23 protein-coding genes and 1 pseudogene are annotated in these 26,053 nt (G+C 69.0%); 8 read left to right on the forward strand and 16 right to left on the reverse strand.

Annotation, left to right across the window (positions count from 1 at the left end):
• Window positions 1-78: 78 nt before the first annotated feature.
• Window positions 79-1,038: a chemotaxis protein gene (locus QPK32_RS00770; protein ID WP_290410874.1), complete on the reverse strand. Its 960-nt coding sequence runs from the start codon at window positions 1,036-1,038 to the stop codon at window positions 79-81.
• A gap of 147 nt (window positions 1,039-1,185) precedes the next feature.
• Window positions 1,186-2,148 (reverse strand): MYG1 family protein, encoded by a 963-nt coding sequence (locus tag QPK32_RS00775; RefSeq protein ID WP_290410875.1) that lies wholly within the window; start codon window positions 2,146-2,148, stop codon window positions 1,186-1,188.
• A gap of 146 nt (window positions 2,149-2,294) precedes the next feature.
• Between QPK32_RS00775 and QPK32_RS00780 the strand changes: the two genes are divergently transcribed.
• Window positions 2,295-3,569 carry a cyanophycinase gene (locus QPK32_RS00780; protein ID WP_290410876.1) on the forward strand — a complete coding sequence of 425 codons (1,275 nt, stop codon included), beginning with the start codon at window positions 2,295-2,297 and terminating at the stop codon, window positions 3,567-3,569.
• A 13-nt stretch (window positions 3,570-3,582) separates the two neighbouring features.
• On the opposite strand, the gene yddG is transcribed toward QPK32_RS00780, so the two are convergent.
• Both yddG and QPK32_RS00790 read right to left on the reverse strand, forming a co-directional pair.
• Entirely contained in the window at window positions 3,583-4,485 is a 903-nt protein-coding gene (yddG, locus tag QPK32_RS00785) for an aromatic amino acid DMT transporter YddG (protein WP_290410877.1), read from the reverse strand.
• Complete coding sequence (locus QPK32_RS00790; protein ID WP_290410878.1) at window positions 4,485-4,970, reverse strand: Lrp/AsnC ligand binding domain-containing protein; 486 nt, start codon at window positions 4,968-4,970, stop codon at window positions 4,485-4,487. Before QPK32_RS00790 ends, yddG begins: the two co-directional genes overlap by 1 nt.
• Before the next feature lie 110 nt (window positions 4,971-5,080).
• On the opposite strand from QPK32_RS00790, the gene QPK32_RS00795 reads away from it, so the two are divergent.
• Window positions 5,081-6,382 (forward strand): D-amino acid dehydrogenase, encoded by a 1,302-nt coding sequence (locus tag QPK32_RS00795; protein WP_290410879.1) that lies wholly within the window; start codon window positions 5,081-5,083, stop codon window positions 6,380-6,382.
• Window position 6,383: 1 nt separating this feature from the next.
• Window positions 6,384-7,541 carry an alanine racemase gene (alr, locus tag QPK32_RS00800; protein WP_290410880.1) on the forward strand — a complete coding sequence of 386 codons (1,158 nt, stop codon included), beginning with the start codon at window positions 6,384-6,386 and terminating at the stop codon, window positions 7,539-7,541.
• Here alr and QPK32_RS00805 read toward each other — a convergent pair.
• Window positions 7,526-8,189: pseudogene (locus QPK32_RS00805) on the reverse strand (NAD-dependent epimerase/dehydratase family protein); the annotation flags it as partial. The gene alr and the pseudogene QPK32_RS00805 overlap by 16 nt on opposite strands.
• On the opposite strand from QPK32_RS00805, the gene QPK32_RS00810 reads away from it, so the two are divergent.
• Complete coding sequence (locus QPK32_RS00810; RefSeq protein ID WP_374046679.1) at window positions 8,160-8,546, forward strand: LysR substrate-binding domain-containing protein; 387 nt, start codon at window positions 8,160-8,162, stop codon at window positions 8,544-8,546. The pseudogene QPK32_RS00805 and the gene QPK32_RS00810 overlap by 30 nt on opposite strands.
• An 18-nt stretch (window positions 8,547-8,564) precedes the next feature.
• On the opposite strand, the gene QPK32_RS00815 is transcribed toward QPK32_RS00810, so the two are convergent.
• The 4 genes from QPK32_RS00815 to QPK32_RS00830 all read right to left on the reverse strand — a co-directional run bounded on the left by QPK32_RS00815 (window position 8,565) and on the right by QPK32_RS00830 (window position 14,810).
• Window positions 8,565-9,581, reverse strand: a complete 1,017-nt coding sequence (locus QPK32_RS00815) for an alpha/beta fold hydrolase (protein WP_290410881.1) — start codon at window positions 9,579-9,581, stop codon at window positions 8,565-8,567.
• A gap of 17 nt (window positions 9,582-9,598) precedes the next feature.
• On the reverse strand, window positions 9,599-10,120 hold the full coding sequence (locus QPK32_RS00820; RefSeq protein WP_290410882.1) for a hypothetical protein: 522 nt from the start codon (window positions 10,118-10,120) through the stop codon (window positions 9,599-9,601).
• A 330-nt stretch (window positions 10,121-10,450) separates the two neighbouring features.
• Window positions 10,451-11,623 (reverse strand): efflux RND transporter periplasmic adaptor subunit, encoded by a 1,173-nt coding sequence (locus tag QPK32_RS00825; RefSeq protein WP_290410883.1) that lies wholly within the window; start codon window positions 11,621-11,623, stop codon window positions 10,451-10,453.
• Entirely contained in the window at window positions 11,613-14,810 is a 3,198-nt protein-coding gene (locus QPK32_RS00830; RefSeq protein ID WP_290411378.1) for an efflux RND transporter permease subunit, read from the reverse strand. The genes QPK32_RS00825 and QPK32_RS00830 overlap by 11 nt, the downstream gene beginning before the upstream one ends.
• A 321-nt stretch (window positions 14,811-15,131) precedes the next feature.
• Between QPK32_RS00830 and QPK32_RS00835 the strand changes: the two genes are divergently transcribed.
• Both QPK32_RS00835 and QPK32_RS00840 read left to right on the forward strand, forming a co-directional pair.
• Window positions 15,132-15,581, forward strand: a complete 450-nt coding sequence (locus QPK32_RS00835; RefSeq protein WP_290410884.1) for an Rrf2 family transcriptional regulator — start codon at window positions 15,132-15,134, stop codon at window positions 15,579-15,581.
• 106 nt (window positions 15,582-15,687) lie between these two features.
• The gene (locus QPK32_RS00840) at window positions 15,688-16,152 is read left to right on the forward strand and encodes a carboxymuconolactone decarboxylase family protein (protein WP_290411379.1); all 465 of its coding nucleotides are present in this window, start codon (window positions 15,688-15,690) and stop codon (window positions 16,150-16,152) included.
• Window positions 16,153-16,171: 19 nt separating this feature from the next.
• On the opposite strand, the gene QPK32_RS00845 is transcribed toward QPK32_RS00840, so the two are convergent.
• The 3 genes from QPK32_RS00845 to QPK32_RS00855 all read right to left on the reverse strand — a co-directional run bounded on the left by QPK32_RS00845 (window position 16,172) and on the right by QPK32_RS00855 (window position 20,170).
• Complete coding sequence (locus QPK32_RS00845; protein WP_290410885.1) at window positions 16,172-18,559, reverse strand: DNA polymerase II; 2,388 nt, start codon at window positions 18,557-18,559, stop codon at window positions 16,172-16,174.
• 4 nt (window positions 18,560-18,563) lie between these two features.
• Complete coding sequence (locus QPK32_RS00850) at window positions 18,564-19,397, reverse strand: ferritin-like domain-containing protein (protein ID WP_290410886.1); 834 nt, start codon at window positions 19,395-19,397, stop codon at window positions 18,564-18,566.
• A 161-nt stretch (window positions 19,398-19,558) separates the two neighbouring features.
• On the reverse strand, window positions 19,559-20,170 hold the full coding sequence (locus tag QPK32_RS00855; RefSeq protein ID WP_290410887.1) for a hypothetical protein: 612 nt from the start codon (window positions 20,168-20,170) through the stop codon (window positions 19,559-19,561).
• 327 nt (window positions 20,171-20,497) lie between these two features.
• Between QPK32_RS00855 and QPK32_RS00860 the strand changes: the two genes are divergently transcribed.
• Both QPK32_RS00860 and QPK32_RS00865 read left to right on the forward strand, forming a co-directional pair.
• Entirely contained in the window at window positions 20,498-22,165 is a 1,668-nt protein-coding gene (locus tag QPK32_RS00860) for a sodium/solute symporter (protein WP_290410888.1), read from the forward strand.
• 279 nt (window positions 22,166-22,444) lie between these two features.
• Window positions 22,445-22,864: a TerB family tellurite resistance protein gene (locus tag QPK32_RS00865; protein WP_290410889.1), complete on the forward strand. Its 420-nt coding sequence runs from the start codon at window positions 22,445-22,447 to the stop codon at window positions 22,862-22,864.
• A gap of 43 nt (window positions 22,865-22,907) precedes the next feature.
• Here the strand turns inward: QPK32_RS00865 and QPK32_RS00870 are convergent, their stop codons facing one another.
• Genes QPK32_RS00870 through dgoD form a run of 4 tightly spaced genes read right to left on the reverse strand, consistent with a single transcriptional unit; the run spans window position 22,908 to window position 26,053 of the window.
• On the reverse strand, window positions 22,908-23,384 hold the full coding sequence (locus QPK32_RS00870) for a DUF3016 domain-containing protein (protein ID WP_290410890.1): 477 nt from the start codon (window positions 23,382-23,384) through the stop codon (window positions 22,908-22,910).
• Between the two features lie 4 nt (window positions 23,385-23,388).
• The gene (locus QPK32_RS00875) at window positions 23,389-24,003 is read right to left on the reverse strand and encodes a 2-dehydro-3-deoxy-6-phosphogalactonate aldolase (protein ID WP_290410891.1); all 615 of its coding nucleotides are present in this window, start codon (window positions 24,001-24,003) and stop codon (window positions 23,389-23,391) included.
• Window positions 24,000-24,899, reverse strand: coding sequence for a 2-dehydro-3-deoxygalactonokinase (locus QPK32_RS00880; protein ID WP_290410892.1), 900 nt, complete (start codon window positions 24,897-24,899; stop codon window positions 24,000-24,002). The genes QPK32_RS00875 and QPK32_RS00880 overlap by 4 nt, the downstream gene beginning before the upstream one ends.
• A 5-nt stretch (window positions 24,900-24,904) precedes the next feature.
• Window positions 24,905-26,053, reverse strand: coding sequence for a galactonate dehydratase (gene dgoD, locus QPK32_RS00885; protein ID WP_290410893.1), 1,149 nt, complete (start codon window positions 26,051-26,053; stop codon window positions 24,905-24,907).

Consider the following 26,053-nt stretch of genomic DNA (forward strand, 5'->3'; position numbering starts at 1 on the left):
AACGGCCCGGGCCGGATGATCCGGGCCGGGCCGTGCGAAAAGGCCTGACGGCCCGTCGGCCGCGTACGCCGACGCGAATCAGGCGCGCAGCAGCGAACGCAGCGTGCGCGACAGGTCTTCGGCCGAGAACTTGGCCACGTAGGCGTCGGCGCGCACGTTCTTGACGTGTTCCTCGTTGGTGGTGCCCGACAGCGAGGAGTGGATCACCACCGGCATGTTGCCGAAGCGGGCGTTGTTCTTGATGTTGCGGGTCAGCGTGAAGCCGTCCATTTCCGGCATCTCGAGGTCGGTCAGCACCAGCGCCACGCGGTCGTGCACGCTCTTGCCTTCGGCCTCGGCGGCCGTCGCGATCATGTTCAACTGCTCCCAGCATTCCTTGCCGGTCTTGGTCATCACGAACGGCAGGCCCATTGCCTCCAGGCCCCGTTCGATCAGCGAGCGCGCGACGACGGAATCGTCGGCCGCCAGTATCACGGAGCCCGGTTTCAGCTGGATCTTGTCGCCGACGGAGGTCGCGATGTTGTCGTCGGACGATTCCGGGTTCAGCTCGCGCAGGATGGTTTCCACGTCCAGCACCTGGGCCAGGCGCGGCGGATGCTCGTCGGTTTCCGGCAGGCGCGCGATGCTGGTCACCATGCCGCTGCCGGCGCTGTGCTCGGCCGACATCACCTGGCTCCAGTCCAGGCGCACGATCTCTTCCACGCTCTCGACGGCGAATGCCTGCGTGGTGCGGGCGAATTCCGTGACGAGCATGATGTTCAGGCCAGTGCGCGGGATGACGCCGGTGATGCCCGGCAGGTCCAGCACCTGGATGATCTGGCCGCGCAGGTTGACCACGCCCAGCACGTGGTCGGGCGCGCCGGCGACCTTGGTGACCGCCGGCATGGCGACGATCTCGCGGATCTTGAATACGTTGATGCCGAACAGCTCGCTGGAGCTGCCATGTTCGTCACCGCCGAGGCGGAACAGCAACAGCTCGAACTTGTTGTTACTGGTAAGGTTGCTGCGCTCGTCGACTTCCTGCTGAACCGATTTCATTGTGTCACCCCAAGGTATGATTCTTTGAGGAAATTCTAGTCGCGAATGGCGGTCCTGTGTAAAGACCGCCACCGATTTCGGGAAATTCTTGACACTACTGGTTCAAAAAAACCACAGAATTGCCGAAACGACTTTACGAACAGTCGATCAAACAGACGTTCCGGCCAGTCGGTCGACCTCGTCCAGCGCCAGGCGCGCCATGGTGCGGATGCCGTCGTAGGATTTTGCAGCGGCGATGAAGCGGCCGTTGTGGCAGAAACCGGCATCGGGCACGCCGGTGACGGCCGCCAGGTCGGCGTCGCGCAGGCCGGCCCAGGCTTCGGGCAGGTCGGCGCGGGCATCGAAGTTCTCCGTGCTGACGGGCACCGTATGGATCATATGGCGCTGTTCGGCCAGGTTATGGCTGATCACGAACAGCACGTCCGGCATCTCCTTGCGCACCACGGTGGCCCAGGGCATGGCGCCGTTCTTCAGGAACAGCACCCGGCCGCCCTCCAGCACTTCCGCGCCGCGCACCTGTTCCAGCGCCAGCAAGGCGCCCACGCGGTACTTGACGGCGTTGGCCATGATGTCCGTGAGGACGGCCATCGCGCGCTCGAACTGGGCGGTGCGGTAGGCCTCGGCCGCTTCGCCGTAGCCCAGGCGCTGCTCGTCCATCCAGTTCAGGTTGTAGCCGGAGACGACGGCCGACAGCCCGTAGCCGCCGGGCGCGTTCTTGGCCGCGCCCACGTCGGACAAATCTAGATACTGGACGATGTCGCCGTCGATGGCCCAGGCGATCTGCTGCGCCGTTTCGCCGTTCAGCACCTGGCCCGCGTGGCGCAGCGCCAGCGCGGCCACGCAGCGCGCGCCGTATTCCTTCCATACCAGTCCGGCGCTCGCGTACGGCACGCCGCTGCTGCGCGCGCCGTCGAACCCTTTCTGGTGATGGTCGAAGCGGCCCGTGGCCGGGTCCCACACGCCGCCCACGTCGATGGCGAAATCGGCCCCGTCGATGGTGGCCGCATCGCGCGTGCGCACCAGGCCGGCGTCGGGATACAGGATCTTCAATACGGCGACGGCCCACGCGTCGTCCGCGTGGAATTTGCCCCCGTGGGTGGCTATCAACATGCTTTCTCCAATTCGTTCGGCAGTACGGCTCGAACCCGCATGATACCGGTTCGCCGTGCTTTCTCGTAGCGGGCATGGCGCACAGAGCGCACGAACCGGTATCATCCATGCGCCGCACCCGCTCAACCGCCACCATCGGAGTCCGCATGTTCCAACGCCTGGCCGCGACGTTCCTGCCCCGTCCTTCACTGTTCCCCGCCGTCGGCCTGCTCATCGGCCTCGCCATCGGCCCGAGCATGTCCGCCCGTGCCGCCGGCCCGGCGCCGGCCGTCCCCAAGGGCTCGCTGGTGATCGCCGGCGGCGCCCTGCGCGCCGACAATGCCACCGTCTGGAAGACGATCGTGGACCTGGCCGGCGGCCGCGGCGCGCGCATCGCCGTGTTCGCGACGGCGGCCGGCAACCCGGAACGCTCGGCCAGGTTCGTCGCCGAGGTATTGCGCGGCGCCGGCGCCGAACCGTTCATCGTGCCGCTGGCGCCCCGCCTGAAGGACAGCGACGTGCGCAAGGCGGCCGACGACGCGAAGCTGGCCGCGCAGGTGGCCGGCGCCGGCGGGGCCTTCTTCACGGGCGGCGACCAGGGCCGCATCACGGCGGCATTGCGCCGGCCCGACGGCACCAGCACGGCCGTGCTGGACGCGCTGTGGGCCATGTACCGCCGCGGCGGCGTCATCGCCGGCACCAGCGCGGGCGCGGCGATCATGAGCAGCACCATGTTCTACGAGGGCCAGGCCCCGCTGCCCACGCTGAAAAGCGGCATCACGGAAGGACGCGACATCGCGCCGGGCCTGGGCTTCATCGGCGACGAGGTGTTCGTCGACCAGCACCTGCTCGTGCGCGGCCGCTTCGCCCGCATGCTGCCCGCGATGCTGGCCAGGAAGTACCGGCTGGGCCTGGGCATCGACGAGAACACGGCGGCCGTCGTCACCCACCCGGACGGCAAGCCGGGCCTGTCCATCCAGGTCATCGGCTACAAGGGCGCGATCCTGCTCGATCTGGGCCAGGCCACGGTCGACGCGGCGCGGCCGGCCTTCAACATCGCCAATGCGCGCATCAGCTATATGGACGCGGGCGACCGCTACGAGACGGCGGGCGCCACCTTCAAGCCGGGCGGCGACAAGGAGAAGATCGAGGACGCGGGCCCCGCGGCGTCCGGCGCGTGGTTCACGCCGGACATCCTCGGCAACCAGGCCGTCGTCGACCTGCTGTGGAAGCTGGGTGCGGGCAAGCTGCCGAAGGCGACGGGCATCGCCTTCGGCGGGCCCGCGAGCGCGGCGCCGGAACGAGGCTTCGAATTCACGTTCAGCAAAGTCCCGGAAAGCGAGTCCTACGAGTCAAACCGCGCCGACACCTACTCCGTCTACCGCGTACGGCTGGACGTGAAGCCCATCCGCATGAAACAGCCGCTGTACGAGAACGAGTGAGGGAGGCCAATGGCTAGCGCCGGCCGCGAGTCGCCAGCCAGCACAGGATGGACCCCGCGCAGACCATGGCGGCGCCCTGCCAGAACGCCGGCGGCAGCGGCGCTCCCAGGACGAGCGCCGCGAGGGCGGCCGACAGCACGGGGATGAAGTAGGAGGCGCCGGCGAGCACCGTGACGTTGCCGTGCAGGATACCGACGTTCCACGCCGCATAGCCGAAGCCCATCGCGGCGGCGGCAAGCAGCAGGCAGATCGTCGTGCGCGTGTCGAACGCCAGCGTGCCGCCGCCGAACGCGAGGTACTTCGACCACAGCACGAGCGCGGTCAGCATGAAGAACAGCGTCACGCCGTTCCTGCCCTCCGCGATCCGCGCCGTTACCGTGCAATAGGTCGACCAGATCAGCGCGCCCGCGAACGCCAGGCCGTAGCTCAGCGGGTTGGTGCGCACGTTCGCCAGCATCGCCGCCGCGTCGAGTCCCTGCTCCCCGCCCAGCACCCGGCATACCCCCAGGAGCGCCAGCGCGAAGCCGGGGACGATCAAGGGGCCGGATTTCTGCCCGTTGAACAGGATGGCGAACGCCATCGTGAGCGCCGGCCACAGGTAGTTCACCATGCCGACCTCGATGGCCTGGCGGTCCGTGGCGGCGTAGCCGATCGACAGCGCCAGGCACACTTCATAGGACACGAACAGCGCGCCGCCCAGCAGCAGGTAGCGGCGCGGGAAGGTGCGGATCCCGCCCGTGCCGACCGTCGCCAGCAGCAGGATCGAGGCGACCGTATAGATCATGGCCGCGCCGCCCGTCGCGCCCAGCCCCAGGCTCACGCTGCGGATCAGGCCGACGACCGAACTCCACAGCACGATGGCCAGCAGGCCGGTCGCCGTCGCCCGCCGCGCGCCGGTCCTGGCCGCCCGCGCCATCAGCGCTGTACCGCCAGCGCCAGCGTTTCCTTCACCTCTTCCATCACGACGTAGCTCTTCGACTGGCCGCCGTCGGCCACATGCAGGATCTCGCCCAGCAGGCGCCGGTATTCCGTCATCTCGGGGATGCGCGCCTTGATCAGGTAGTCGAAGTCGCCGGAGACGAGGTGGCATTCCAGCACTTCGGGAATCGCCAGCATGGCGCGCCGGAACCGCTCGAACGCCCCTTCCGATTTCTGGCGCAGCGTGATCTCGACGAACACGAGGATCTGCAGCCCGAGCGCCTGGGGCGTCACGCGCGCATGGTAGCCGGCGATGACGCCGTCGCGCTCCATGCGCTTGACCCGTTCGATGCAGGGCGTGAGCGACAATCCGACCTGTTCCGCGAGGTCTTTCATCACGATCCTGCCGTCCTGTTGCAGGATCGTCAGGATGTGCAGGTCGATACGGTCGAGCACACGGCTCGACTCCTTTTGTACGCGCATGAAGTTTCACCAAAAAGGGATGCAATTACCGAATCAATTATCGCAATACTCGCTGTAATATGGCAATCTTTACTAATATCGTCTCCGTTTAGGGGAATCCGGGAAGAGCTATGCGAGCGACGCGCGTTTTGGTGCTGGGCAGCGGTGTGGTCGGCGTGACCACCGCCTATTATCTGGCGAAAGCCGGCCATGAAGTGACGGTCATCGACCGCCAGCCCGGTCCGGCCCTCGAGACCAGTTTCGCGAATGCCGGCCAGATCTCGCCCGGCTACGCCTCGCCCTGGGCCGCGCCCGGCATCCCGCTCAAGGCCTTCAAGTGGCTGTTCCAGCGCCACGCGCCGCTGGCCATCCGCCCCGACGGCAGCCTGTTCCAGTTGCAATGGATGTGGGAGATGTACCGCAACTGCGACGCCAGCCGCTACGCCGTCAACAAGGAACGCATGGTGCGCCTGGCCGAGTATAGCCGCGACTGCATCCGCCAGCTGCGCGCGGACACGGGCATCGCCTACGAGGGCCGCCAGCAAGGGACGCTGCAGCTGTTCCGCACCCAGGCCCAGTTCGACGGCGCCGCCAAGGACATCGAGGTGCTGCGCGACGCCGGCGTGCCGTTCGAGGTGCTGGAAAGCGAACGCCTGGCCCAGGCCGAGCCGGCCCTGGCCCACGTGCGCGGCAAGCTGGTGGGCGGCCTGCGCCTGCCGAACGACGAGACGGGCGACTGCCAGCTGTTCACGTCGCGCCTGACGCAGATGGCGCGCGAGCTGGGCGTGCGCTTCGAATTCGACACCGAGATCCAGCGCCTGGAGATCAAGGACGGCGAGATCGCCGCCGTCCAGACCAGCAAGGGCATGTTCGGCGCCGAGCGCTACGTGCTGGCGCTGGGCAGCTATTCGCGCCTGCTGCTGCAAGACCAGTTCAAGGTCCCCGTCTATCCGCTCAAGGGTTATTCCCTCACGGTGCCCATCGTCGACGCCGCCAAGGCGCCCGTCTCGACGATCCTGGACGAGACCTACAAGATCGCCGTCACCCGCTTCGACGACCGCATCCGCGTCGGCGGCATGGCGGAGATCGCCGGCTACAGCAAGGCATTGAACCCGGCCCGCCGCGAGACGCTGGAACTGGTCGTGAACGACCTGTTCCCGGGTGGCGGCGACCTGAAGAACGCCACCTTCTGGACCGGCCTGCGCCCGATGACGCCGGACAGCACCCCGATCGTCGGCGCGACGCCGCTGCGCAACCTGTTCCTGAACACGGGCCACGGCACGCTGGGCTGGACCATGGCCTGCGGCTCGGCCAGCGTGATCGCCGACCTGGTCGGCGGCCGCACGCCGGCGATCCCGGCCGACGACCTGGCCGTGTTCCGCTACGCGGGCGCCGGCAATGCCGCCGCCCGTCCCGCCATCGCGCGTGCCTGACATGGACCGTTCCACCGATACCGCGCTGGGTTCCAGCCTGCCCGCGGCCGACGTGGCCGGCGCGTACGACCGCGCCGGCGCCCTGCTCACCGTCGACCTCGACGCCATCCGCGCCAACTACCGCCTGCTGCGGGCGCAGGCCGGCGGCGCGCTGGTCGCCGGCATCATGAAGGCGGACGCCTACGGCCTGGGCATGGCGCGCATCGCCCCCGTGCTGGCGGCCGAGGGCTGCCGCGTGTTCTTCACGGCCCACCTGGACGAGGCCATCCGCCTGCGTCCCATGATCCCCGCCGACCGCGCCATCTACGTGCTGCACGGCCCCATGCCGGGCACGGCCGACGACTTCGTCGCGCACGGCATCGCGCCCGTGCTGAACGACGCCGGCCAGGCGCGCGAATGGATCGCCGCCGGCCGCCGGCTCGGCCGGCGCCTGCCCGCCGCGATCCAGGTCGATACGGGCATGTCGCGCATGGGCATGTCCCCGGCCGACCTCGAGGCGCTGGGCGCCCCGGCCGCGTGGCTGCGCGAGATCGCGCCGGCCTTCCTGATGAGCCACCTGGCCTGCGCCGACGAAGCGGTCCACCCGATGAACGCGGCCCAGCTGGCCCGCTTCGAGGCGCTGCGCGCCCGGTTCCCGGGCCTGCCCTGCAGCCTGGCCAATTCCTCCGGCGTGTTCCTCGGCAGCGCCTTTCACTACGACATCGTGCGCCCCGGCGCCGCGCTGTATGGCATCAACCCGCACCCGGGCAGTATCAATCCGATGCGCGCCGTAGCGGCGCTGCAGGCGCGCATCGTGCAGGTGCGCGACGTGGAAGACGGCGCCATCGTCGGCTACGGCGCCCGCTTCACGGCGGACGGCCCGCGCCGCATCGCCACCATCGCCGTCGGCTACGCGGACGGCTGGCTGCGCGCGCTGACCAATCGCGGCCATGCGTTCGTCGACGGCGTGCGCGTGCCGGTCGCCGGCACCGTTTCGATGGACAGCATCACGCTGGACGTGAGCGCCATCCCGCGCGAGCGCATCGCGCCGGGCCTGGCCGTCGAGCTGCTGGGTCCCCACCAGCACGTGGACGAAGTGGCGGCGCAGGCGGGCACGATCGGCTACGAGGTGCTGACGCGCCTGGGCAGCCGCTTCCACCGCGTCTACGCCAACGCCTGACGCAGCGCGGCGCCGGCGGGCAGGCAGCCGACGCCCGCCAGCGTCGCGCGCACCGTCGTCCAGCGGCGTGTGCGGCTCGGCGCCCAGTACCGCCACCAGCTTCGCATTGTCCAGCCGCACCGCCCGCTCCCACAGGTAGCGCATCTCACCCAGCTCGCGCATCGTCACGTTGAACGGCGCCAGCCCCGCGCGGCGGGCGATCAGCGCGACCATCGCCGCCGCCACGTCCGGCAGGTAGGCCCACTGGTGGCCGGCGCCGCCGCGGACCGGGTTGGCGATGCGCGTCACGGGCCGCCCCCGCTTGACGAGGCCCTGGACGAACCAGTTGTTGCCGGCATGGGGGCCGAAGAAGTCGCCGGCACGCACGACCAGTGTCCTGCCCCCACGCGCGCACCACGCTTCCAGCTCCTCTTCGACCCGCACCCGCACGGCGCCCTTGCGCGTGGCGGGATGCTGCGGCGCGCCCTCCGTGATGGGCGATGGCGCGTCGGGCCCGTAGTTGTAGACGGAGCCCGCGACCGCCACCAGCGCGCCGGCCGCGTCGGCGGCCGCCATCGCGTTGCGCACCATGGGCAGCACGAGCTTGTCCCAGTCGCGGTAGCCGGGCGGGTTGACGGCGTGGACGATGACGGCGCAGCCGGCGGCCGCGGCACGCCCGCCAGCGGCGGGGAGCTGGCCGGCCACACGCTGATCGGCTACGACCGCATGACGCCGCTGGTACGCGCGGGCCTGAAGCGCTGGCCCCAGCTGGAACGGCGCAGCTTCGCGCTGCGCATCGACAGCGACGTGGCCCAGCTGGCCCTGATCCGCGCCGGCGCCGGCATCGGCTTCTGCCAGGCGCCGCTCGCGCGCCGCGCGCCGGCGCTGGTGCGCGTGCTGCCCGGCGAGTTCGACCTCGTGTTCGACACCTGGATCACGATGCACGAGGACTTGCGCGACAGCCCGCGCTGCCGCGTCACGTTCGACGCGCTGGCCGAGGCGCTGGCCGCGCACGCCTCGGGCTGAGGCGCCGGCGAGGAGCGATCAGCGGGCGGCTGGCGGCACCTGGCGCAGCACCTCGAGCACGGCCTGCACCACGGCCGCCGGCTGCTCGTCCTGGATGATGTGGCCGGCGCCGGGCACCACGCGCTGCGAGCCCTTCGTCGACAACGCGGCCAGCTCCTTGTGGATCTTCTCGTTTTCGTCCTCGACGGCCTTGTTGACGGCGCTCTGCGGCTGGCCGGGCACCGCGTAGGGGCTGACACCGCGCGTGAGCACGACCAGCGGCAGGTCGCCGAAGGGCTTGCGCAAGGCGCGCAGCTGGGCGTCGCTGGTGTCGATCGCCACGAACTCGGTGGCGCGCACGCCCCAGTAGGCCGGCTTCATGTACATGGCCTGCACCTGGGCGCCCAGCACGGGGCCGTAGTAATCCTGCGGCTTGCCCACGCAGTTGCCGAACTCTTCGCTACCCGCCTTGAAACCCTTCTTCGCGGCAGCCAGGCAGTACTGGTCCTGCTGCTTGACCATCGCATACATGCCCTTGATGCGCCCGCCGGCCGCCTTGTCCAGGCGCTCGGTCTCGTGTTCCGTCTGCGGCTCGACCAGCACCAGGCCCTTCACTTCGGCCGGATAGCGGTAGGCGAATACCTGGACGTTGGCGCCGCCCAGCGAATTCCCGACCAGCACATAGGGTGGCTTGATGGCCGCCGCGCCGAGCGCCTTGTGCAGGTCCGCGACGACGTTTTCCGACGTGTTCGGACGCTTGGCCGGATCGCTGAAGCCGATGCCGGCGCGGTCGAACGTGCAGGCGCGCGCCTGCTTCGCGACCTCCGGCTGTACGCGGTGCCAGTTCCACCCGGCCTCGCCCGACGCGGCGTCGAACACGACGGTCACGGGACCGCTGCCGCTGCAATGCAGGTTGATCTTGCGGCCGCCGATGTCGACCAGCTGGCCGGGCTTGGCGAAGGCGGCGGAATCCGCCTGCGCCGCGGCATGGACGAACACGGGCAAGGTCAGTGCGAGCGCCGAGCAGGCAGTGCGGCGCATCGATGGCTTCATCATGGTGGCTCCCGTGGTGGTCAATTGGGCCGAACGCAGCCGACAGCGGCATTCGCGGTGTCCGCACGGTCGGCGCGCGTGCCGGTGCGCAGGTCGAGGGTGGCATGCGTCGATGCCCGCGCTCCTGCCGTTGCGCTCCAGGTTTCGCCAAGCGTCCAGCCGGAACGGGGAATGGTCCCGGATGCGTACAAGCCGGTGAGTTCGTCGACGGTCGGCTGGCGCCAGCCGGTCTCCCCGTTGATCCTGGTCCGCGCGCAGAAATCGCGCGCGTCGGCGAAGACGTCGTTGAGGGTGATCGCGGCCCAGGTCGCATTGTTCACGGCAACGGTAGGCTGCAGCGTGGCCACGCAGTCGTCGCCTTGCACCGTGGCCGGCTCGATGCAGCTGCGGTTCGCCTGGCAGGTACCGTTGACAAGGGTCTGGCCCGATGGGCAGGACGCCTCGGTGACGGTCAACGTGGTCGACTTCGACGTCGGCCCGAAGCTGCCGGTACGCTCCTGGGACGCCGTGATGGTGCTCGTCCCAGGTCCCTTGATGGTCACGGTGGCCCCCCTCGATGGTGGCGACGGAGAGATTGCTGCTGGTGAAGGTGAATGGCGCCGGGCTGCGCGAGCTGGGTGCCGTCAGCGCGAACGGCGCATCCACCGTGGTCTTGCTGATGGCCGGGAAGTCGCCGAGGGGCGGCCCGGAATCCGGATCGCCGCATGCCACGACCAGGCACGCCAGGAACAGCCAACCGAGCAGACGCTTCATGTTCATCCTTTGGAAGAGTGGGCGCGGCGGTGCCGCGCGGCCCCGCAACTCTACCAAAAGATTGCGGCGGCAAATACGCGCTTTGTCACAAGCGCGCAGGTGCCGCCGCTGAAGCGCAATCAGCCGGCCTTGCGGGCCGGCGCCGGCGCGGCCTGGGCGACGCGCACGGTGTCGCCGTTGGCGATGCCGTCCGGCGGGCTGTCGATGATGCGGTCGTTGCGGGTGACGCCGTCGAGCTGCATGGCGCTGCCCAGGTCGCGCGCGATGGCGACCTTCTTGAGCTGCACGCGGCCGGATCCGTCGATGGTGGCGACCTGCGGGCCGGCCTTGCCGAGGATGACGGCGCCCGGCGGCACCACCACGGCGCCGGCGTCGGCCGGCACGTCGAAGCGCACGTTGGCATAGGCGCCCGGCAGCAGTTCGCCGCCGGTATTGTCCACCGCAAGCTGCACCAGCATGGACCCGGTGCCCGTGTTGATCGCCTGCGACAGCGACTGCACGGTCGCCTTGAATTGCTGGTCGGCGCGCTCCGGCACCGTCAGCACGGCTACGCTGCCCGGCTTGATCAGGGCCACCTGGCGCTGCGGCACCTGCACGTACACGCGCAGCTTGCGCAGGTCGGACACGACGAACAGCTCGGCGCCGCTGGCGCTGCTGCCGGCCGTGACCAGGGCGCCCACGTCGGTGTTGCGCGCCGTGACGACGCCGTCGAACGGCGCCACCAGGCGCGTGTAGCGCTTCAGCACCTGCTGGCGGTCCACGCTGGCCTGCAGCGCGGCCACGGTCGATTTCTTGGCGATGTAGTCGCTCTGCTTCTCGTCCGCTTCCTGCTTGGAGACGGCGTTCTGCGCCACCAGCAGCTGCCAGCGCTTGGCCGTGGATTCCGACAGCGCCAGGTCGCTGCGCGCGACCGCCAGCTGGGCCTGGGCCTGGCTCAGGTCCTGGTCGAGGTCCGGCGTCTCGATGGTGGCCAACACCTGGCCGGCCTTGACGTGGGCGCCGATGTCTTCCTTCCAGGCGCCCAGGTAGCCGCTGACGCGCGCATAGATCGGGGCGCGCGACCAGGCTTCGATGCGCGCGGGCAGGTCCAGCGGGGCGCTGGGCACGTCCTTCATGGACACGAGGGCGACGGTCGGCACGGAACGGGCGCTGGCGCCCTCCCGCAGCTGCTCCGCCTGCGAATGGCGGGTCACGAGGCCGCCGGCGACGATGGCGCCGGCGCCGACGACGAAGATGCCGGCCACGAGCAGGCCGCGCGGCGACTTGGCGGAAGACGAGGTATTAGTTTGCATGGACGGGAACTCCGGGTTGGGGCGTCTGGTCGCCGGCGGCGCGCGAGGCGCGGCGGCCGTGGACCAGGCTGAAGACGACAGGGACGAAGACCAGGGTGGCGAAGGTCGAGAAGATCAGGCCGCCGATCACGGCGCGGCCCAGCGGGGCGTTCTGTTCGCCGCCCTCGCCCAGGCCCAGCGCCATCGGCAGCATGCCGATGATCATCGCCAGCGCCGTCATCAAGACGGGGCGGAAGCGCACGAAGCCCGCCTCCAGCGCGGCGGCGCTGGCATCCTTCAATTCTTCCAGGCGCTCGCGCGCGAAGGTAATCACCAGCACGCTGTTCGCGGTGGCGACGCCCATGCACATGATGGCGCCCGTGAGCGCGGGCACGGACAGCGTCGTGTGCGTGGCGAACAGCATCCAGACGATGCCCGCCAGCGCGGCCGGCAGCGCCGACACGATGACGGCGGGGTCGGTCCAGGACTGGAAGTTCACGACGATCAGCAGGTAGATCAGGACGACGGCGCCCAGCAGGCCGAACAGGAGGCCCGAGAACGCGCGCTCCATCGTGCGCACCTGGCCCAGCATCTCGACCTTCGAGCCCTTCGGCACGTCGGCCGCGGTGTCGGCGATCGCCTTGCGGATGTCGGCGGCGACGCCGCCCAGGTCGCGGTCCTGCGTGGTGGCGTGGATCTGCACCATCGGCGACACGTCGTACTGGCTGATCAGCGCGCTGGCGTTGCCGCGCTCGATCCTGGCGATGGCGCCCAGCGTGGCCGCCGTCGTGCCGCTGGCGCCGTTGCCGATCGGGAGGTCGCGCAGCGCCGCCAGCGAATCGAGCTGGTGCTGCGGGGTCTGCATCACGATCGGGTAGCTCACGCCATTGTCCGGATTCAGCCAGAAGGTCGGCGCCACCTGGCTGCTGCCGGCCAGGTTGACGACCATGCTGTTGGCGACGTCGCGCGTGGTCAGGCCGAGCAGCTGGGCCTGGGTACGGTCGACGTCGACGTTGAACTGGGGCGCGCGGTTGTTCTGCTGGATGCGCACGTCGGCCACGCCCGGGATGGCGCGGATGCGTTTGTACAGCTTTTGCGCGTAGGCGAAGTTGGCGTCGATGTCGCGGCCGCGGACCTGCACGTCGATCGGCGCGGGCGAGCCGAAGTTCAGGATCTGGCTGACGATGTCGGCCGGCGGGAACGAGAACGTCGTGTCCGGGAATTCGCGCGGCAGCACCTCGCGCAGGCGGCGCACGTAGTCCGCCGTTGGCGCGTGCTCCTCGCCCAGCGCGATCTGGAAGTCGCCGTCGTGGGAACCGGACACGCCGGTATTGTTGTAGGTGATGTTGATCGTCGACGCCGGCAAGCCGATATTGTCGACCATCGTGGCGATCTGCTTGCCGGGAATCTCGCGCCGGATCACCTGCTCGATCCTGGCGAAGCGCGCCGCCGTTTCCTCGATACGGGTACCGGCGGGAACGCGCACGTGGATCAGCAGCTGGCCCGAATCCACGGCCGGGAAGAAGTTACTGCCCAGGAAAGGCACGAGCAGGAAGGACGCCAGTACGAACACGAGGAAGCCCGAGATGAACGGGCGGCGGCGCAGGATCGCCTTGTCCAGGATGCCGCGGTAGCCGTGGCGGATGCGCTCGAAGCGGGCCTCGAAGCCGCGCTGGAAGCGCTGCGCCGCGTTCAGCCTGGCCGCATGGCCTTCCCCATGGGGGGTGTGCGGCTTGAGCAGCCAGTTGGCCATCGTCGGCACCAGGGTGCGCGACAGGATGAACGAGCACACCAGCGCGAAGATCACGGCCTTGGCCATCGGCACGAACAGGAAGCCGGCCACGCCTTCGAGGAAGAACATCGGGATGAACACGATGCAGATGCACAGCAGCGAGACGAGGGCCGGCGTCACGATCTGCTGGGCGCCGTCCATGATGGCCGGCTCCACGGCCTTGCCGTGCTCCAGGTGCCAGTTGATGTTCTCGATGGTGACCGTGGCGTCGTCCACCAGGATGCCCACCGCCAGCGCCAGGCCGCCCAGCGTCATCAGGTTCAGCGTCTCGCCGGTGGCGGCCAGCGCGATCAGGGCGCCCAGGATCGACAGCGGGATCGACACGGCGATGATGACGGTCGAGCGCCAGCTGCCCAGGAACAGCAGGATCATGATGCTCGTCAGCGCGGCCGCGATCACGCCTTCGGTGGCCACGCCCTTGACGGCGGCGCGCACGAACACGGACTGGTCGTTGATCGGCTTCACCTTCAGCCCGTCGGGCAACACGCCCTGCATGCCGGCCAGGCGCGCGCGGACGCCGTCGACGATGGCCAGCGTGGATGCGGTGCCGTTCTTCAGCACCGACATCAGCACCGAGCGGCCGCCGTCCACGTGCACGACATTGGTCTGCGGCGCGTTGCCGTCGTGGACGTCCGCGACGTCGCGCATGAGGATCGTCGTGCCGTTGACGACCTTGACGGGAATGCGGCCCAGGTCCTCGACCGCCGACGGCGCGCTGTTGAGCTGGATCGTGTATTCGAGGTCGTGGATCTTCTGGGTGCCGACCGGCGTCAGGATGTTCTGGGTCGCCAGCGCATTCGCCACGTCCTGCGCCGACAGTCCGCGCGCCTGCAAGGCGTCCGGGCGGACGTCGATCTGCACCTGGCGCTGCTTGCCGCCGAACGGCAGCGGGATCGCGGCGCCCGGCACCGACACGAGCGGGATGCGCAGCGTGTTCAAGCCGAAGTCGTACAGCTGCTGTTCCGACATGCCCACGCCGGACAGCGCCAGCTGCAGGATCGGCACCGTGGCGGCGTTGTAGTTGAGGATCAGCGGCGGCGTCGTCCCGGCCGGCATCTGCTTGAGCAGCGCCTGCGAAATGGCCGTCACCTGCGCGTTCGCGACGGCGATGTTGACGTCCGGCTGGAAGAAGATCTTGACGACCGAGACGCCCGGATAGGTATTCGCCTCGATGTGCTCGATGTCGTTGACGGTGGTGGTCAACGCGCGCTGGAACAGCGTCGACACGCGCCCCGCCATCTGGTCGGGCGGCAGGCCCGTGTATTGCCAGGCGACGGCGATCACTGGGATCTTGATGTCGGGGAAGATGTCGGTCGGCGTGCGCATCGCGGCCAGCGGACCGATGATCAGCAGCGTGAGGGCCAGCACGACGAAGGTATAGGGGCGGCGCAGCGCGACGCGGACCAGGCCAAGCAGCATTGTTGAACTCCAAGAATGAACAGCGTCGCACGCCGTATCATCTGCCGGCAGATGATTGCAAACTGCAGCAACTCCCTGTAAAGACAGGTCTTTTTGCCGCCAACCGCGTGCGAAGGCGCTAATATGCGCGAAATATTAACGTAAGGCTAGATTTTTTGCAGTGCACCACGCGGGAATTTTGTACAGGGCTGAAACATGTAACGACAAGCATGGAGAACCCGCGTTCCCGGCCGACGTCCGCGACACAAACCAGGCCGATGAGAGGGTGCCGCGGGGCGCCGCGTCGTCGACGCGCGCATCTTGTATACTGGAGGCCTCATGCGCCTGACTTCCTTCACCGACTATACGCTGCGGACCCTGCTGCACCTCGGCAGCAACCGAGACCGCCTCGTCACGATCCAGGAGATCGCCGACCTGCACGGCATCTCGAAGAACCACCTGACCAAGGTCGTGCATGAGCTGGGCCGCAACGGCGTCGTCGAGACCGTGCGCGGCCGCAACGGCGGCTTTCGCCTGAACCACGAGCCGAAGGACATCAACGTGGGCGCCGTCGTGCGCATGGCCGAAAGCGACTTCTACATGGCGGAGTGCTTCAATCCCGAAGGGAATCCCTGCGGCCTGACCAAGGCTTGCCGCCTCAAGGGCGTGCTCAAGGACGCCACCTCGGCCTATCTCGCCGAGCTGGACCGCCACACGCTGGCCGACCTGCTGCCGGAGCCCCCGCCCAAGGAAGTGCCCGTGACGGTGCACCGCAAGCTCGCCGCCTGACCCCGTCGAAAAAACGCTCCGGCTGTCACGGCCGGCGGCGCCCGTTCGTCTAAGAGGCATGAGGGCCGCGATCCGCGGCCCCGCCATCGACCTGAAAGGAACGACCATGTCGCACGCCGCCCGCCTTCCCCTGTTCACCCTCGCCCCGGCTCCCCTGAAAGCCATGATCGGCCTGTCGCAAGCGGCCAAGCAAAGTTCGCTCGGACCGAAGCTCGTCGAGCTGGTCAACCTGCGCGTGTCGCAGGTGAACGGCTGCGGCGTCTGCGTCGACATGCACTGGCGCGACCTCGTCAAGCAGGGCTGCGATCCGCGCCACCTGAACACCGTCGCCGGCTGGCGCGAGTCGCCGTTCTTCGATGCGCGCGAACGCGCCGCTCTGGCCTGGGCCGACGCCGTCAACGCCCTCCCCGGCCGCGACGACACGGATGCCGCCTGGCCCGCGCTGCGCGAGCAGTTCAACGACACCGAGGTCGCGGAACTGGGCTACGCCATCGCCGTCATCCGCGGGTGGAACGCCATCAACCTGTCGCTGCGCAACCAGATCCCCGTGACGCCGGCGCCGGGGATGTAAGGGCTCGCGAGCCACGCGCTCAGAACAACGCCCCCTGCCGGCTCGTGAGCCGCCCGAAGCTGTCGCCGATGAACGGCAGGATGCCGTCCGCCACCGGCTCCAGCTGGCGCGTCAGGTAGTGTTCGTAGTCGATGGCCGCGGCGCGCCCGGCCTCCACGACTTCCATCGGCTCCGGTCCCGCCAGCGTCATCACGTAGCGGATCCAGCCGCCGCCGCGGCGGTATTGCGGGGGACGGCCCTGGCGCGCGTGGAACTCGTCGGCGCTGCGCGCCGCGCGCACGTGGGGCGGCACGTTGCGCTGGTATTCCTCCAGCGGACGGCGCAGGCGCTTGCGGTACACCAGCAGCTCGTCGAACTCGCCGCGCATCGTCCTGGCCACGTAGTCGCGCACGTAGTCCTCGTACGGCTCGCCACGGAACACGCGCCCGTACAGCGCCTGCTGGAATTCCTTCGCCAGCGGCGTCCAGTCGGTGCGCACGGATTCCAGGCCCTTGTAGACGATCTCCTCGCTGCCGTCGCGTTTCCGCACCAGGCCCGCGTAGCGCTTCTTGCTGCCTTCGTCGGAGCCGCGCACGGTGGGCATCAAGAAACGCCGGAAGTGCGTCTCGTACTCCAGCTCCAGCGCCGATTCCAGGCCCAGTTCCTCCTGCAGCCGGGCGCGCCACCAGCCGTTCACGTGCTCCACGAGGCCGCGGCCGATGCGCTCCGCCTCGTCTTCCTCGTGCGCGCGGCCCAGCCAGACGAAGGTCGAATCGGTGTCGCCGTAGATCACCTGGTAGCCCTGCGCCTCGATCAGCTCGCGCGTGCGGTGCATGATCTCGTGGCCGCGCATCGTGATCGACGACGCCAGGCGCGGGTCGAAGAACCGGCAGCCCGTCGTGCCCAGCACGCCGTACATGGCATTCATGATGATCTTCAGCGCCTGCGACAGCGGCGCGTTGCGTTCGCGCTTGGCCGCCTCGCGCTCCTGCCACACGCGCGCGACGATCCCGGGCAGGCAGTGCTGCGTGCGCGAGAACCTGCCGCCCCGAAAACCCGGTACCGTGTCCGCCTCGTCCCCTTCCAGGCCGGCCACGAGGCCGACGGGGTCGATCAGGAAGGTGCGGATGATGGATGGATACAAGCTCTTGTAGTCCAGCACGAGCACGGAATCGTACAGGCCGGAGCGCGAATCCATCACGAAGCCCCCCGGGCTGTCGGCACCCGGCACGTCGCCGATGTTCGGCGCCACGCGGCCCAGCCGGTGCATCAGCGGCATGTAGGAATGCTCGAACGCGGCGACGGAGCCGCCGCTGCGGTCGGCGGCCAGGCCCGTGACGCTGGCGCGCTCCAGCAGGAAGGCCATCAGGCCGGCCTTGTCGAAGATGCGGGTGACCAGTTCGCAGTCGCGCAGGTTGTACAGCGCCAGCGCCGGCTTGTCCTGTTCGAACATGCGGTCGATGCTGGCCATGCGGTCGTAGGGATTGTCGATCGCCTTGCCCTCGCCCAGCAGGCTTTGCGACACGTGCTCCAGGCTGAACGAGGGGAAGCTCCAGGTGGCCGAGCGCAGCGCCTCGATGCCGTCGATGACCAGCCTGCCGGCGACGCAGACGAAATAATGTTCCTGCTTGCCGTGCTCGCGCCATTCCATCGGACTGCCGTCGCGGCCCAGGCGCAGAGGGTGCTGCAGGCGCTCCGCGTGTTCCTGCAGTACCCGCAGGTCGAACTGCACGACGTTCCAGCCGATGATCGCGTCCGGGTCATGGCGCTGGATCCAGCTCTCCAGCCGTTCGAGCAGCGCGCGGCGCGTGGCGCACACCTCGTAGTCGAAGTCGAGCGTCGACGCGTCGCCGTTGGCTGGGCCGAGCATGTAGACCTGGCGCTGGCCGCAGCCTTCCAGCGCGATCGAGCGCAGCTCGCCCTGCATCGTCGTCTCGATGTCGAGGGAGACGGTCGACAGGCGCGGCCGGTAGCCGGGCGCGGGCTTGAGGTGGCCATCGGCCAGCAGGCGCGGATCGTCGCCCGAGGGCGTGCCGGTGAAGGCGGCGGGCGCCGTGATGAAGCGCTCCATCAGGTAGCGTTCGGGCGGCCGCACGTCCGCCTCGTAGACGTCGATGCCGTGCTCGCGCAGGCGTTTTTCCAGGCGCAGCAGGTGGCGGTACTGGCGGCAGTACACGCCCAGCACGGGGCGGTTGCGGAAGTCGCGCAGGGCCAGCTCGCGCACTTCCACGCCCCGTTCGCGCGCCAGCAGGCGCCGCAGCATGTCGCCCTGCTCGGCCGGCACGAAGGCGACGGCCTGCTGCGGCGCCAGGCGCACCAGCCGCGGCCCGGCGTCGGTCGCCAGCCAGAACGCGATCTCCACGCCGGCGTCCGTATCGCGCCAGTGACGCGTCAGCAGGAAGCCCGGCCCCGCCGTCTCGTGGCTCAAGGCGTCACCCGGCGCTGGCCAGCCCGTCGCCGATGTAGCGCGCCAGCTCGGCTTCCGTGAAGCCGGCCAGGCGCCGCGCCTCGACGTTGAAGGGCCCTTTCAGCACGGGCGCCTTGTAGCGCACCGTCAGCAGATCGTAGGTGGACACGGGTTCGAGGCCGCGTTCCCGGCACAGGTGGAAGTACCAGCGGTTGCCGATCTCGACGTGGCCCACCTCGTCGCGCAGCAGGACGTCCAGGATGCGCGCGGCCGCCTCGTCCCCGGCCTGGGCCAGCTTGGCGCGCAGCGGCGGGATCGCATCCAGGCCGCGCGCCTCCATCGTGCGCGGCACCAGCGCCATGCGCGCCAGCACGTCGCCGCTGGTCTTCGCGACCATCTCCCACAGGCTGTCGTGGCCGGCGAAGTCGCCGTACGACCAGCCGAGCATGCGCAGGTGCGCGGCCAGCAGCTCGAAGTGATGCGCCTCTTCGCCGGCCACGCGCAGCCAGTCCGTGTAATAGGCCTCCGGCATGCCGGGGAAGCGCCAGATGGCGTCCAGCGCCAGGTTGACGGCATTGAATTCGATGTGGGCGAGCGCATGCACGAGCATCGCGCGCCCCTCCACGGTGGCCATCGAGCGGCGCCCCACGAGGCGCGGCGGCACGAGTTCGGGACGGGCCGGACGGCCGGGAATCTCGCCCTGCGGCGCGAGCACGGCGGCGGAATCGATGGCGAGGGTGCCGGCCCTTGATGCGGCCACCAGCGCGGCCACGCCGGCGGCCTTGGTGGCGGGATCGGTCTCGACCAGGCACAGCAAGGCCTGGGTGCGCAGTGTTGGCGCGCGCGCCGGGGTGGTCATCAAGGCATCCTGTACAGCTGAAACGGAAAGGCCGGTAGTGTATCACCCACGCTGCCAGACGACGTCGGCCCTGCACCATCACCCCGATGTTGCCTGCAGGGCGGCGACGCGCGCAGAACCTGGGTCCCTGCCTGCGCAGGGACGACGCCACACGAGTCCGCTCAGCGCTGGATCGGCGTGTCCTCGCTGCGCGGCGGCGTGGTCACCGGCGGCGGCTGCATCGGCTGGGTTTGCGGCACCTGCGGGTGGCCGCTGGCGCTGGTGGCCGCCTCGGCATCCGACTGCGCGGTACCCGATGCGGTGATGCCGCTGCCGCTGCTGCCCGTGCTGGTGTCGGTGCTGCCGGTGCTGCCCGTGGCCGCGGCCCCCGCTTCCATGCCGCCCGACGCCGTCGCGCCTCCCTGCGAGCTGCCCATGGCGCTGGCGCCGCCGGCTTCCGTCGTGGTGACGACGCGCTCGCTCACGCCGCCGGCCGGGGTGTTCTGCGCCAGCTGCGTCAAGTTCTTCATGTCGTCCTGGTAGGTCTTGCGGGCGTCGGCCAGGCAGCCGGCACGTTCGGACTTCGCACCGCGGTTGCATGCGGACTTCTGCTCGGCATACGCCGCGTTGATTTCCTTCTTGAGGGTCGTGCTGGTCTGCTGCTTGGTGTACCAGCGGGCGGGATCGCCCGGCTTCTTGGCGGTCTGCGACTGCGCCAGCGCGGAACCGGCGGCAGCGACGCACAGGGTGCAGGCAACGACGATGCTGCGCAGCAGTGGGGTCTTGGTCTTCATAGGAGCCTCCTGACGTGATGCTTGGTGAGCCACACTGGGCCACGCCGTTCTGGCGCAGGCCCTCCGGTGCCTTGCGTCACCCCGGCGAGACATTGTCAAGGTGACATCAGGCTTGAGGCCAGTATAGTCGTTTGCACAGCATCCTTCAGTTCCTTACCTCTTGGAATGTTTACATGCACATATCACGTCGTGCCGAAAACGATTCCAAAAAAGTTGCCAAGAATGATAGGATGCAAAATGTTTGCGCAAACAGCAGACAACAAACGGCCTGGCACCGGCCGACCACATAACAATCAGCGGCCCCCGGTCCGCGACACGAGACACACCATGAACCTTTTTACCTCCCTGGACACCTTCGTCTTCCTCGTCTACTTCGTGGTCGTCGCCGGCTACGGACTGTGGGTCCACCGGCGCAAGAAAAGCGCTTCGACGACCGCCTCGCACGATTACTTCCTGGCGGAGGGATCGCTGACCTGGTGGGCCATCGGCGCCTCGCTGATCGCTTCCAACATCTCGGCCGAGCAGTTCATCGGCATGAGCGGCTCCGGCTACCGCATCGGCATGGCGATCGCCGTGTACGAGCTGATGGCCGCCGCCACCCTCGTCATCGTGGCCGTGTTCTTCATGCCCGTGTACCTGAGGAACCGCATCTACACGATGCCGCAATTCCTCGAGCAGCGCTACGGCAAGGCCGTCGCCACGACGATGGCGCTGTTCTGGCTCGGCCTGTACGTGATCGTCAACCTGACCTCGATCCTGTACCTGGGGGCGCTGGCGATCGGCAGCATCGTCGGCATCGGCGTCTTCCCCTGCATGCTGTTCCTGGCCGTCTTCGCCACCGTCATCACGCTGGGCGGCATGAAGGTGATCGGCTACACGGACGTGATCCAGGTGCTGTGCCTCGTGATCGGCGGCCTGGTGACGACCTGGATCGCGCTCGACCTGGTGGCGACGCTGGGCCAGGGCAACGGCGCCATCCGCGGCGCCACGGAACTGTTCCGCAGCACCCGCGACCACTTCAACATGGTCCTGGGCCGCAACGACCCGAACTACATGGACCTGCCGGGCTTGAGCACGCTGATCGGCGGCATGTGGATCGTCAACCTGAACTACTGGGGCTGCAACCAGTACATCACCCAGCGCGCCCTCGGCGCCGACCTGCAGACCGCGCGCAAGGGCCTGCTGTTCGCAGCCTTCCTGAAGCTGCTCATGCCGGTCATCGTCGTCCTGCCCGGCATCGCCGCGTTCGCGCTGGACCGCGCCGGCGTGCTGGGCGACGCGATGCGCGTGGGCGGCGAGCTGAATCCCGACCGCGCCTACCCGACGCTGCTGGCCATGCTGCCGGCGGGCCTGAAGGGCGTCGCCTTCGCCGCCCTGACCGCGGCCGTCGTCGCCTCGCTGGCCGGCAAGGCGAATTCCATTGCCACCATCTTCACCCTCGACATCTACAAGAAGAACTTCAACAAGGACGCCGCCGAGACGAAGATGGTGTGGATCGGCCGCGTCTCCGTCGTCGTGGCGATGGTGCTGGCCGTGCTGATCGCGCCCTTCCTCGGCATCGACAAGAAAGGCGGCTTCCAGTACATCCAGGAATACACGGGCTTCGTCTCGCCGGGCATCCTGGCCATGTTCCTGCTGGGCTTCTTCTGGAAGAAAACGACCGCGCCGGCCGCGATGTTCGCGACCATCGGCGGCCTCGTGTTCTCGATCATCCTGAAGTTCCTGCCCGACATGATGGACCTGTCCTTCCTGGCCCCGATCGGCTTCGCCGCCGACAATGGCCAGGGGGTCTACGAGATCCCGTTCCTGGACCGCATGTTCATCGTGTTCTGGGCCGTGGTCGCCGGCATGGTCGTCATCAGCAAGATGGGCGACTCCTCGGGGATCAAGGCCCTGGTCGTCGATCGCCAGCTGTTCCGCGTCGACGGCGCGTTCGCCTTCGGCTCGGCCGTGGTGTGCGTGCTGGTCGCGACGATCTACGGGGTGTGGTGGTAAGCCCCTCCTGAAGTCCCTCGCGTCACCGAGATCGCCCTTGCCCTGGCACGGGCGATCGTCGTGCGCCGTCCGGCCGTGGCGCCCTGTGGCGGCCATGGGCGACCCACAGCCGTGCGGTTCCGCATGGCCGGGACCGGCCGGAACACAGCAGTCAACGGTGTGCCTTGAATGCGTGCATCGGTCTACCATGGCAGCCAAGCGTGCGAGCCGTTTCGCCGAGTCCGAGGGACGAAAGGGTATCGCCAGGACTGCCAATACCTGCCCAGCAAGGACAACACCATGCGTTCCTATCCGACCGATAGCCCACAAGCCATTTCCCGATTGCTGGCGTTGACCGTCATCAGCGACGGCGGTGGATCACCGTCCGAAATCGCCGCGACGTATCGACCGAGCATCCTCGGCCATGCCGGAATCGAAGAACAGGTTTTCGATCAAGTCCTGCGCGAATTGACCGCCGATCTTCCCGCAACGCCGGACGGACTGGTCAAGGTCGATGCCGACGCGATTGACCAGTGTCTGGCAGAAATCGTCCGGCCAGACCTGCGGCTGCGCGTATGGAAAGCCATGTGGCAGCTGGCCTATGCGGACGACCAGTTCGCCCATGCCGAAGTGGCATTGCTGCACAAGGCGACGCAGGCGTGGGGGATCGAGACGGATGCCGCCGGCAACGGGCGGATCGCCGGCACCGGGATCGCGTGAGGGTCCTCGCGGGATCGCCCCGTTCGCGCGGTCCGCGACGGCATCAGCGCCCCTGCCGCGGCATCGTCTTGCGCCACCAGTCGTCGATCATCTGCTTTTCATACGGCAGGCTTTCCATGCCGCCGTACGTGCCCACGCGCTCGCGGTAGCCGGGATCGGAGAGTTCGGCCTCGCCGCGCGCGACTTCCTTGCCGTCGTCCGTCAGCAGGTAGCGCAGGCGCAGTTGCGGCCGGTCGCCGATACCGTCCATGATGCGCACGCTGTCGAACGACGGCGTGCCGGGACGCTCGCGTCCGGCCAGGTCGATGTCGAGCACGTCGATCACCAGGTCCTGTCGCGGCCCCAGTCCTTCTCCCAGCCGGCGGAAGTGGTCCGCGATGTCGTCCAGGACCTGCTGGCGCTGCGCGGGCGTGCGCGGCAAGTCGGTGAACCGCTCGGGCGCCACGAAGTGGACGGTGACCGCGGCATCCGCCACGCCTTGCGCGAGCAATAGCGCCAGGACGAGGAGCGCGCGCTTCATGGCGTCAGGCCGCTTGCCACGCCTTGGCGAACGCTTGCGCGCGGCGCGCCAGCTCGGCCGGCGCCACGCCCGGCGTGAACAGCTGGCTGCCGATCCCGGCACCGGTGGCCCCCGCCGCCTTCCAGGCCCCGATCTGCTCCGGCGCCACGCCGCCCACGGGCCACAGCGGCGTCCCCTCGGGCAGGACGGATTTCATCGCCTTCAGGCCGGCCGGGCCGATGGTCTCGGCCGGGAACAATTTGAGGATGTGGGCGCCGGCGGCCAGCGCCGCGAACGCTTCGCTGGGCGTCGCCACGCCCGGAGCGCACAACAGCCCCCGTTCACGGGCGTGGGCAATGACGGCCGGGTCGCAGTTGGGGGCGACGAAGATGCGGCCGCCCGCGTCGGCGACGGCGTCCACGTCGGCCAGCGTCAGCATCGTGCCGCCGCCGACCAGCGCGTCCGGTGGGGCCAGGTCGCGGATGATGCCCATCGCCTCCAGCGCGCCGGGACGGTTGAGCGGCACTTCGATCAGCCGGAAGCCGGCGTCGAACAAGGTACGGCCGACGGCAGCGGCATCGGCGGGATCGAGCCCGCGCAGGATGGCGACGAGGGGAAGGTCGATGCGGTCGAGGTTCATGGCGGGGGCATCCTGTCCAGGAAAAAGCCGAGGGCGGCGCGGTAGACGGCATCCGGGTCGAGCGGTGCGAGCGCGATGCCCAGCTGCCCGCCGGCGCGCGCATAGTAGCCGTGCAGCCTGGGCGCGGCGATGGAGACGACCTCGCCGCGTGCGTCGCCGGTCAGATCCAGGGCAGCCAGCAGCTCGGCGCCGATGAGGAGGCCGCTGACGAAGGAACGGGTATGCGCCGCCGGCATCGCGCCCGTGACGACGCGGGCACGCACGCCGAACAGCGCATTGGTGAGCAGCGCGCGGCGGCGCGCCTCGGCGACGCCGGCGTCGAACGCGGCATCGACATCAGGGCCATCCATCAAGGGCGCCAGCGTGCCCTGCTTGCCCAGTGTGGCGAAGAACTCCCCCGTCATGAAGGTCGAGATATGGCGGATGACGCCGCCCTCGAGCCGCACCCACTTGCTGTGCGTGCCGGGCAGGACGAACCAGCCGTCGCGCCGCCCCATCGCGAGGGCGCCCAGCAGCTGCATCTCTTCGCCGCGGATGACGTCGACGCGGCCGTCGCTGCCCTGTTCCCGGTAGCCCGGCACCAGCAGGCAGGCGCGCCCGGATGCCTCGTCGCGCACGCGCACGAGGTGCCGCGGCAGGTCTTCCAGCGGCACGGACGCATCGAGGTAGGGCGTCTCCTTCCAGCCCTGCGCGCTGCCGATCATGCCGGACGCGACGACGGGCACGTCCGCGCCGATCCCCATGCCGGCCAGCAGCGCCACCAGCGACGGGCCGAAGTCCGGCCGCGCGGCCAGCATGCCCTGGTCGTCGCTGCGGCTGTCCAGGCAGGCGCCGTCCGGGCCCACGAGGTAGGCGCGGCGGTTGCTGGTGCCCCAGTCGATGCCGAGTAGCCGCATGTCCGTCACCATTCGGCGATGCTGCCGTCGGGGTGGCGCCATACCGGGTTGCGCCAGTCGATCGCGCGCTCCGTCGCCGCGATCACGGCCGCCTCGTCGATCTCGACGCCCAGGCCGGGCCTGGGCAGCGGCTTGATGTAGCCGTCCACGATCGCGAAATCCTCCTTGTTGAGGACATAGTCGAGCACTTCGCCGCCCTTGTTGTAGTGGATGCCCATGCTCTGTTCCTGCAGCACGGCGTTGTGCGACACGAAGTCGACCTGCAGGCAGGCGGCCAGCGCCACCGGGCCGAGCGGGCAATGGGGGGCCAGCGCGACGCCGTAGGCTTCGGCCATGGCGCCGATGCGTACGCATTCGGTGATGCCGCCCGCGTGCGAGAGGTCGGGCTGGGCGATCGCCAGGCCGCCCTGTTCGAACACGCGGCGGAAATCGAAACGAGAAAACAGGCGCTCGCCGGCTGCGATGGGGATCGACGTGGCGTCGGCTAGCTGGCGGAAGCCGTCGCCGTATTCGGGCAGCACGGGCTCCTCGACGAACAGGGGACGCAGCGGCTCCAGTTCGCGCAGCAGCACCCTGGCCATCGGCAGCGACACGCGGCCGTGGAAGTCCAGGCCGAACTCGATGGCGTCGCCGAAGGTCTCGCGGATGTTCGCCACCCGCTTGACCGTCTCGCCGATCTTGCGCGCGCTGTCGATCAGCCCGAGGTCGTCGGTGCCGTTCATCTTGAAGGTATCGAAGCCGACGGCCTGGCGCGCCGCGATGCCGTCGATGACGTCGTGCGGGCGGTCGCCGCCGACCCAGCTGTAGGTCTTCATGCGCTCGCGCACCAGGCCGCCCAGCAGTTCGTAGACGGGCACGCCCAGCCGCTTGCCCTTGATGTCCCACAGCGCCTGGTCGACGCCGGCGATGGCGCTCATCAAGACGGGGCCGCCGCGGTAGAAGCCGCCGCGGTACATGGTCTGCCACAAGTCGTTGATGTGGGACGGGTCGCGCCCGACGAGGTAGTCGGCCAGTTCGTGCACGGCCGCCTCGACGGTCCGCGCGCGGCCTTCGACGATCGGCTCGCCCCAGCCGTGGATGCCTTCGTCGGTCTCGATTTTCAGGAACATCCAGCGTGGCGGCACGCGGTACGTGGACAAGCGGGTGATCTTCAT

The organism is Massilia sp. YIM B02763 (assembly GCF_030412015.1).
Classification (GTDB): domain Bacteria; phylum Pseudomonadota; class Gammaproteobacteria; order Burkholderiales; family Burkholderiaceae_D; genus Telluria.

Excerpts from the sequence above, each read along its gene's own strand:
- QPK32_RS00790 (WP_290410878.1), bottom strand. The coding sequence starts at position 4,970 with ATGCGCGTACAAAAGGAGTCGAGCCGTGTGCTCGACCGTATCGACCTG.
- QPK32_RS00865 (WP_290410889.1), top strand. The coding sequence starts at position 22,445 with ATGCGTTCCTATCCGACCGATAGCCCACAAGCCATTTCCCGATTGCTG.
- QPK32_RS00840 (WP_290411379.1), top strand. The coding sequence starts at position 15,688 with ATGTCGCACGCCGCCCGCCTTCCCCTGTTCACCCTCGCCCCGGCTCCC.
- QPK32_RS00770 (WP_290410874.1), bottom strand. The coding sequence starts at position 1,038 with ATGAAATCGGTTCAGCAGGAAGTCGACGAGCGCAGCAACCTTACCAGT.
- QPK32_RS00870 (WP_290410890.1), bottom strand. The coding sequence starts at position 23,384 with ATGAAGCGCGCGCTCCTCGTCCTGGCGCTATTGCTCGCGCAAGGCGTG.
- QPK32_RS00780 (WP_290410876.1), top strand. The coding sequence starts at position 2,295 with ATGTTCCAACGCCTGGCCGCGACGTTCCTGCCCCGTCCTTCACTGTTC.
- QPK32_RS00775 (WP_290410875.1), bottom strand. The coding sequence starts at position 2,148 with ATGTTGATAGCCACCCACGGGGGCAAATTCCACGCGGACGACGCGTGG.
- yddG (WP_290410877.1), bottom strand. The coding sequence starts at position 4,485 with ATGGCGCGGGCGGCCAGGACCGGCGCGCGGCGGGCGACGGCGACCGGC.
- QPK32_RS00860 (WP_290410888.1), top strand. The coding sequence starts at position 20,498 with ATGAACCTTTTTACCTCCCTGGACACCTTCGTCTTCCTCGTCTACTTC.
- QPK32_RS00850 (WP_290410886.1), bottom strand. The coding sequence starts at position 19,397 with ATGACCACCCCGGCGCGCGCGCCAACACTGCGCACCCAGGCCTTGCTG.
- QPK32_RS00855 (WP_290410887.1), bottom strand. The coding sequence starts at position 20,170 with ATGAAGACCAAGACCCCACTGCTGCGCAGCATCGTCGTTGCCTGCACC.
- QPK32_RS00875 (WP_290410891.1), bottom strand. The coding sequence starts at position 24,003 with ATGAACCTCGACCGCATCGACCTTCCCCTCGTCGCCATCCTGCGCGGG.
- QPK32_RS00835 (WP_290410884.1), top strand. The coding sequence starts at position 15,132 with ATGCGCCTGACTTCCTTCACCGACTATACGCTGCGGACCCTGCTGCAC.
- QPK32_RS00795 (WP_290410879.1), top strand. The coding sequence starts at position 5,081 with ATGCGAGCGACGCGCGTTTTGGTGCTGGGCAGCGGTGTGGTCGGCGTG.
- QPK32_RS00825 (WP_290410883.1), bottom strand. The coding sequence starts at position 11,623 with ATGCAAACTAATACCTCGTCTTCCGCCAAGTCGCCGCGCGGCCTGCTC.
- alr (WP_290410880.1), top strand. The coding sequence starts at position 6,384 with ATGGACCGTTCCACCGATACCGCGCTGGGTTCCAGCCTGCCCGCGGCC.
- QPK32_RS00880 (WP_290410892.1), bottom strand. The coding sequence starts at position 24,899 with ATGCGGCTACTCGGCATCGACTGGGGCACCAGCAACCGCCGCGCCTAC.
- QPK32_RS00815 (WP_290410881.1), bottom strand. The coding sequence starts at position 9,581 with ATGATGAAGCCATCGATGCGCCGCACTGCCTGCTCGGCGCTCGCACTG.
- dgoD (WP_290410893.1), bottom strand. The coding sequence starts at position 26,053 with ATGAAGATCACCCGCTTGTCCACGTACCGCGTGCCGCCACGCTGGATG.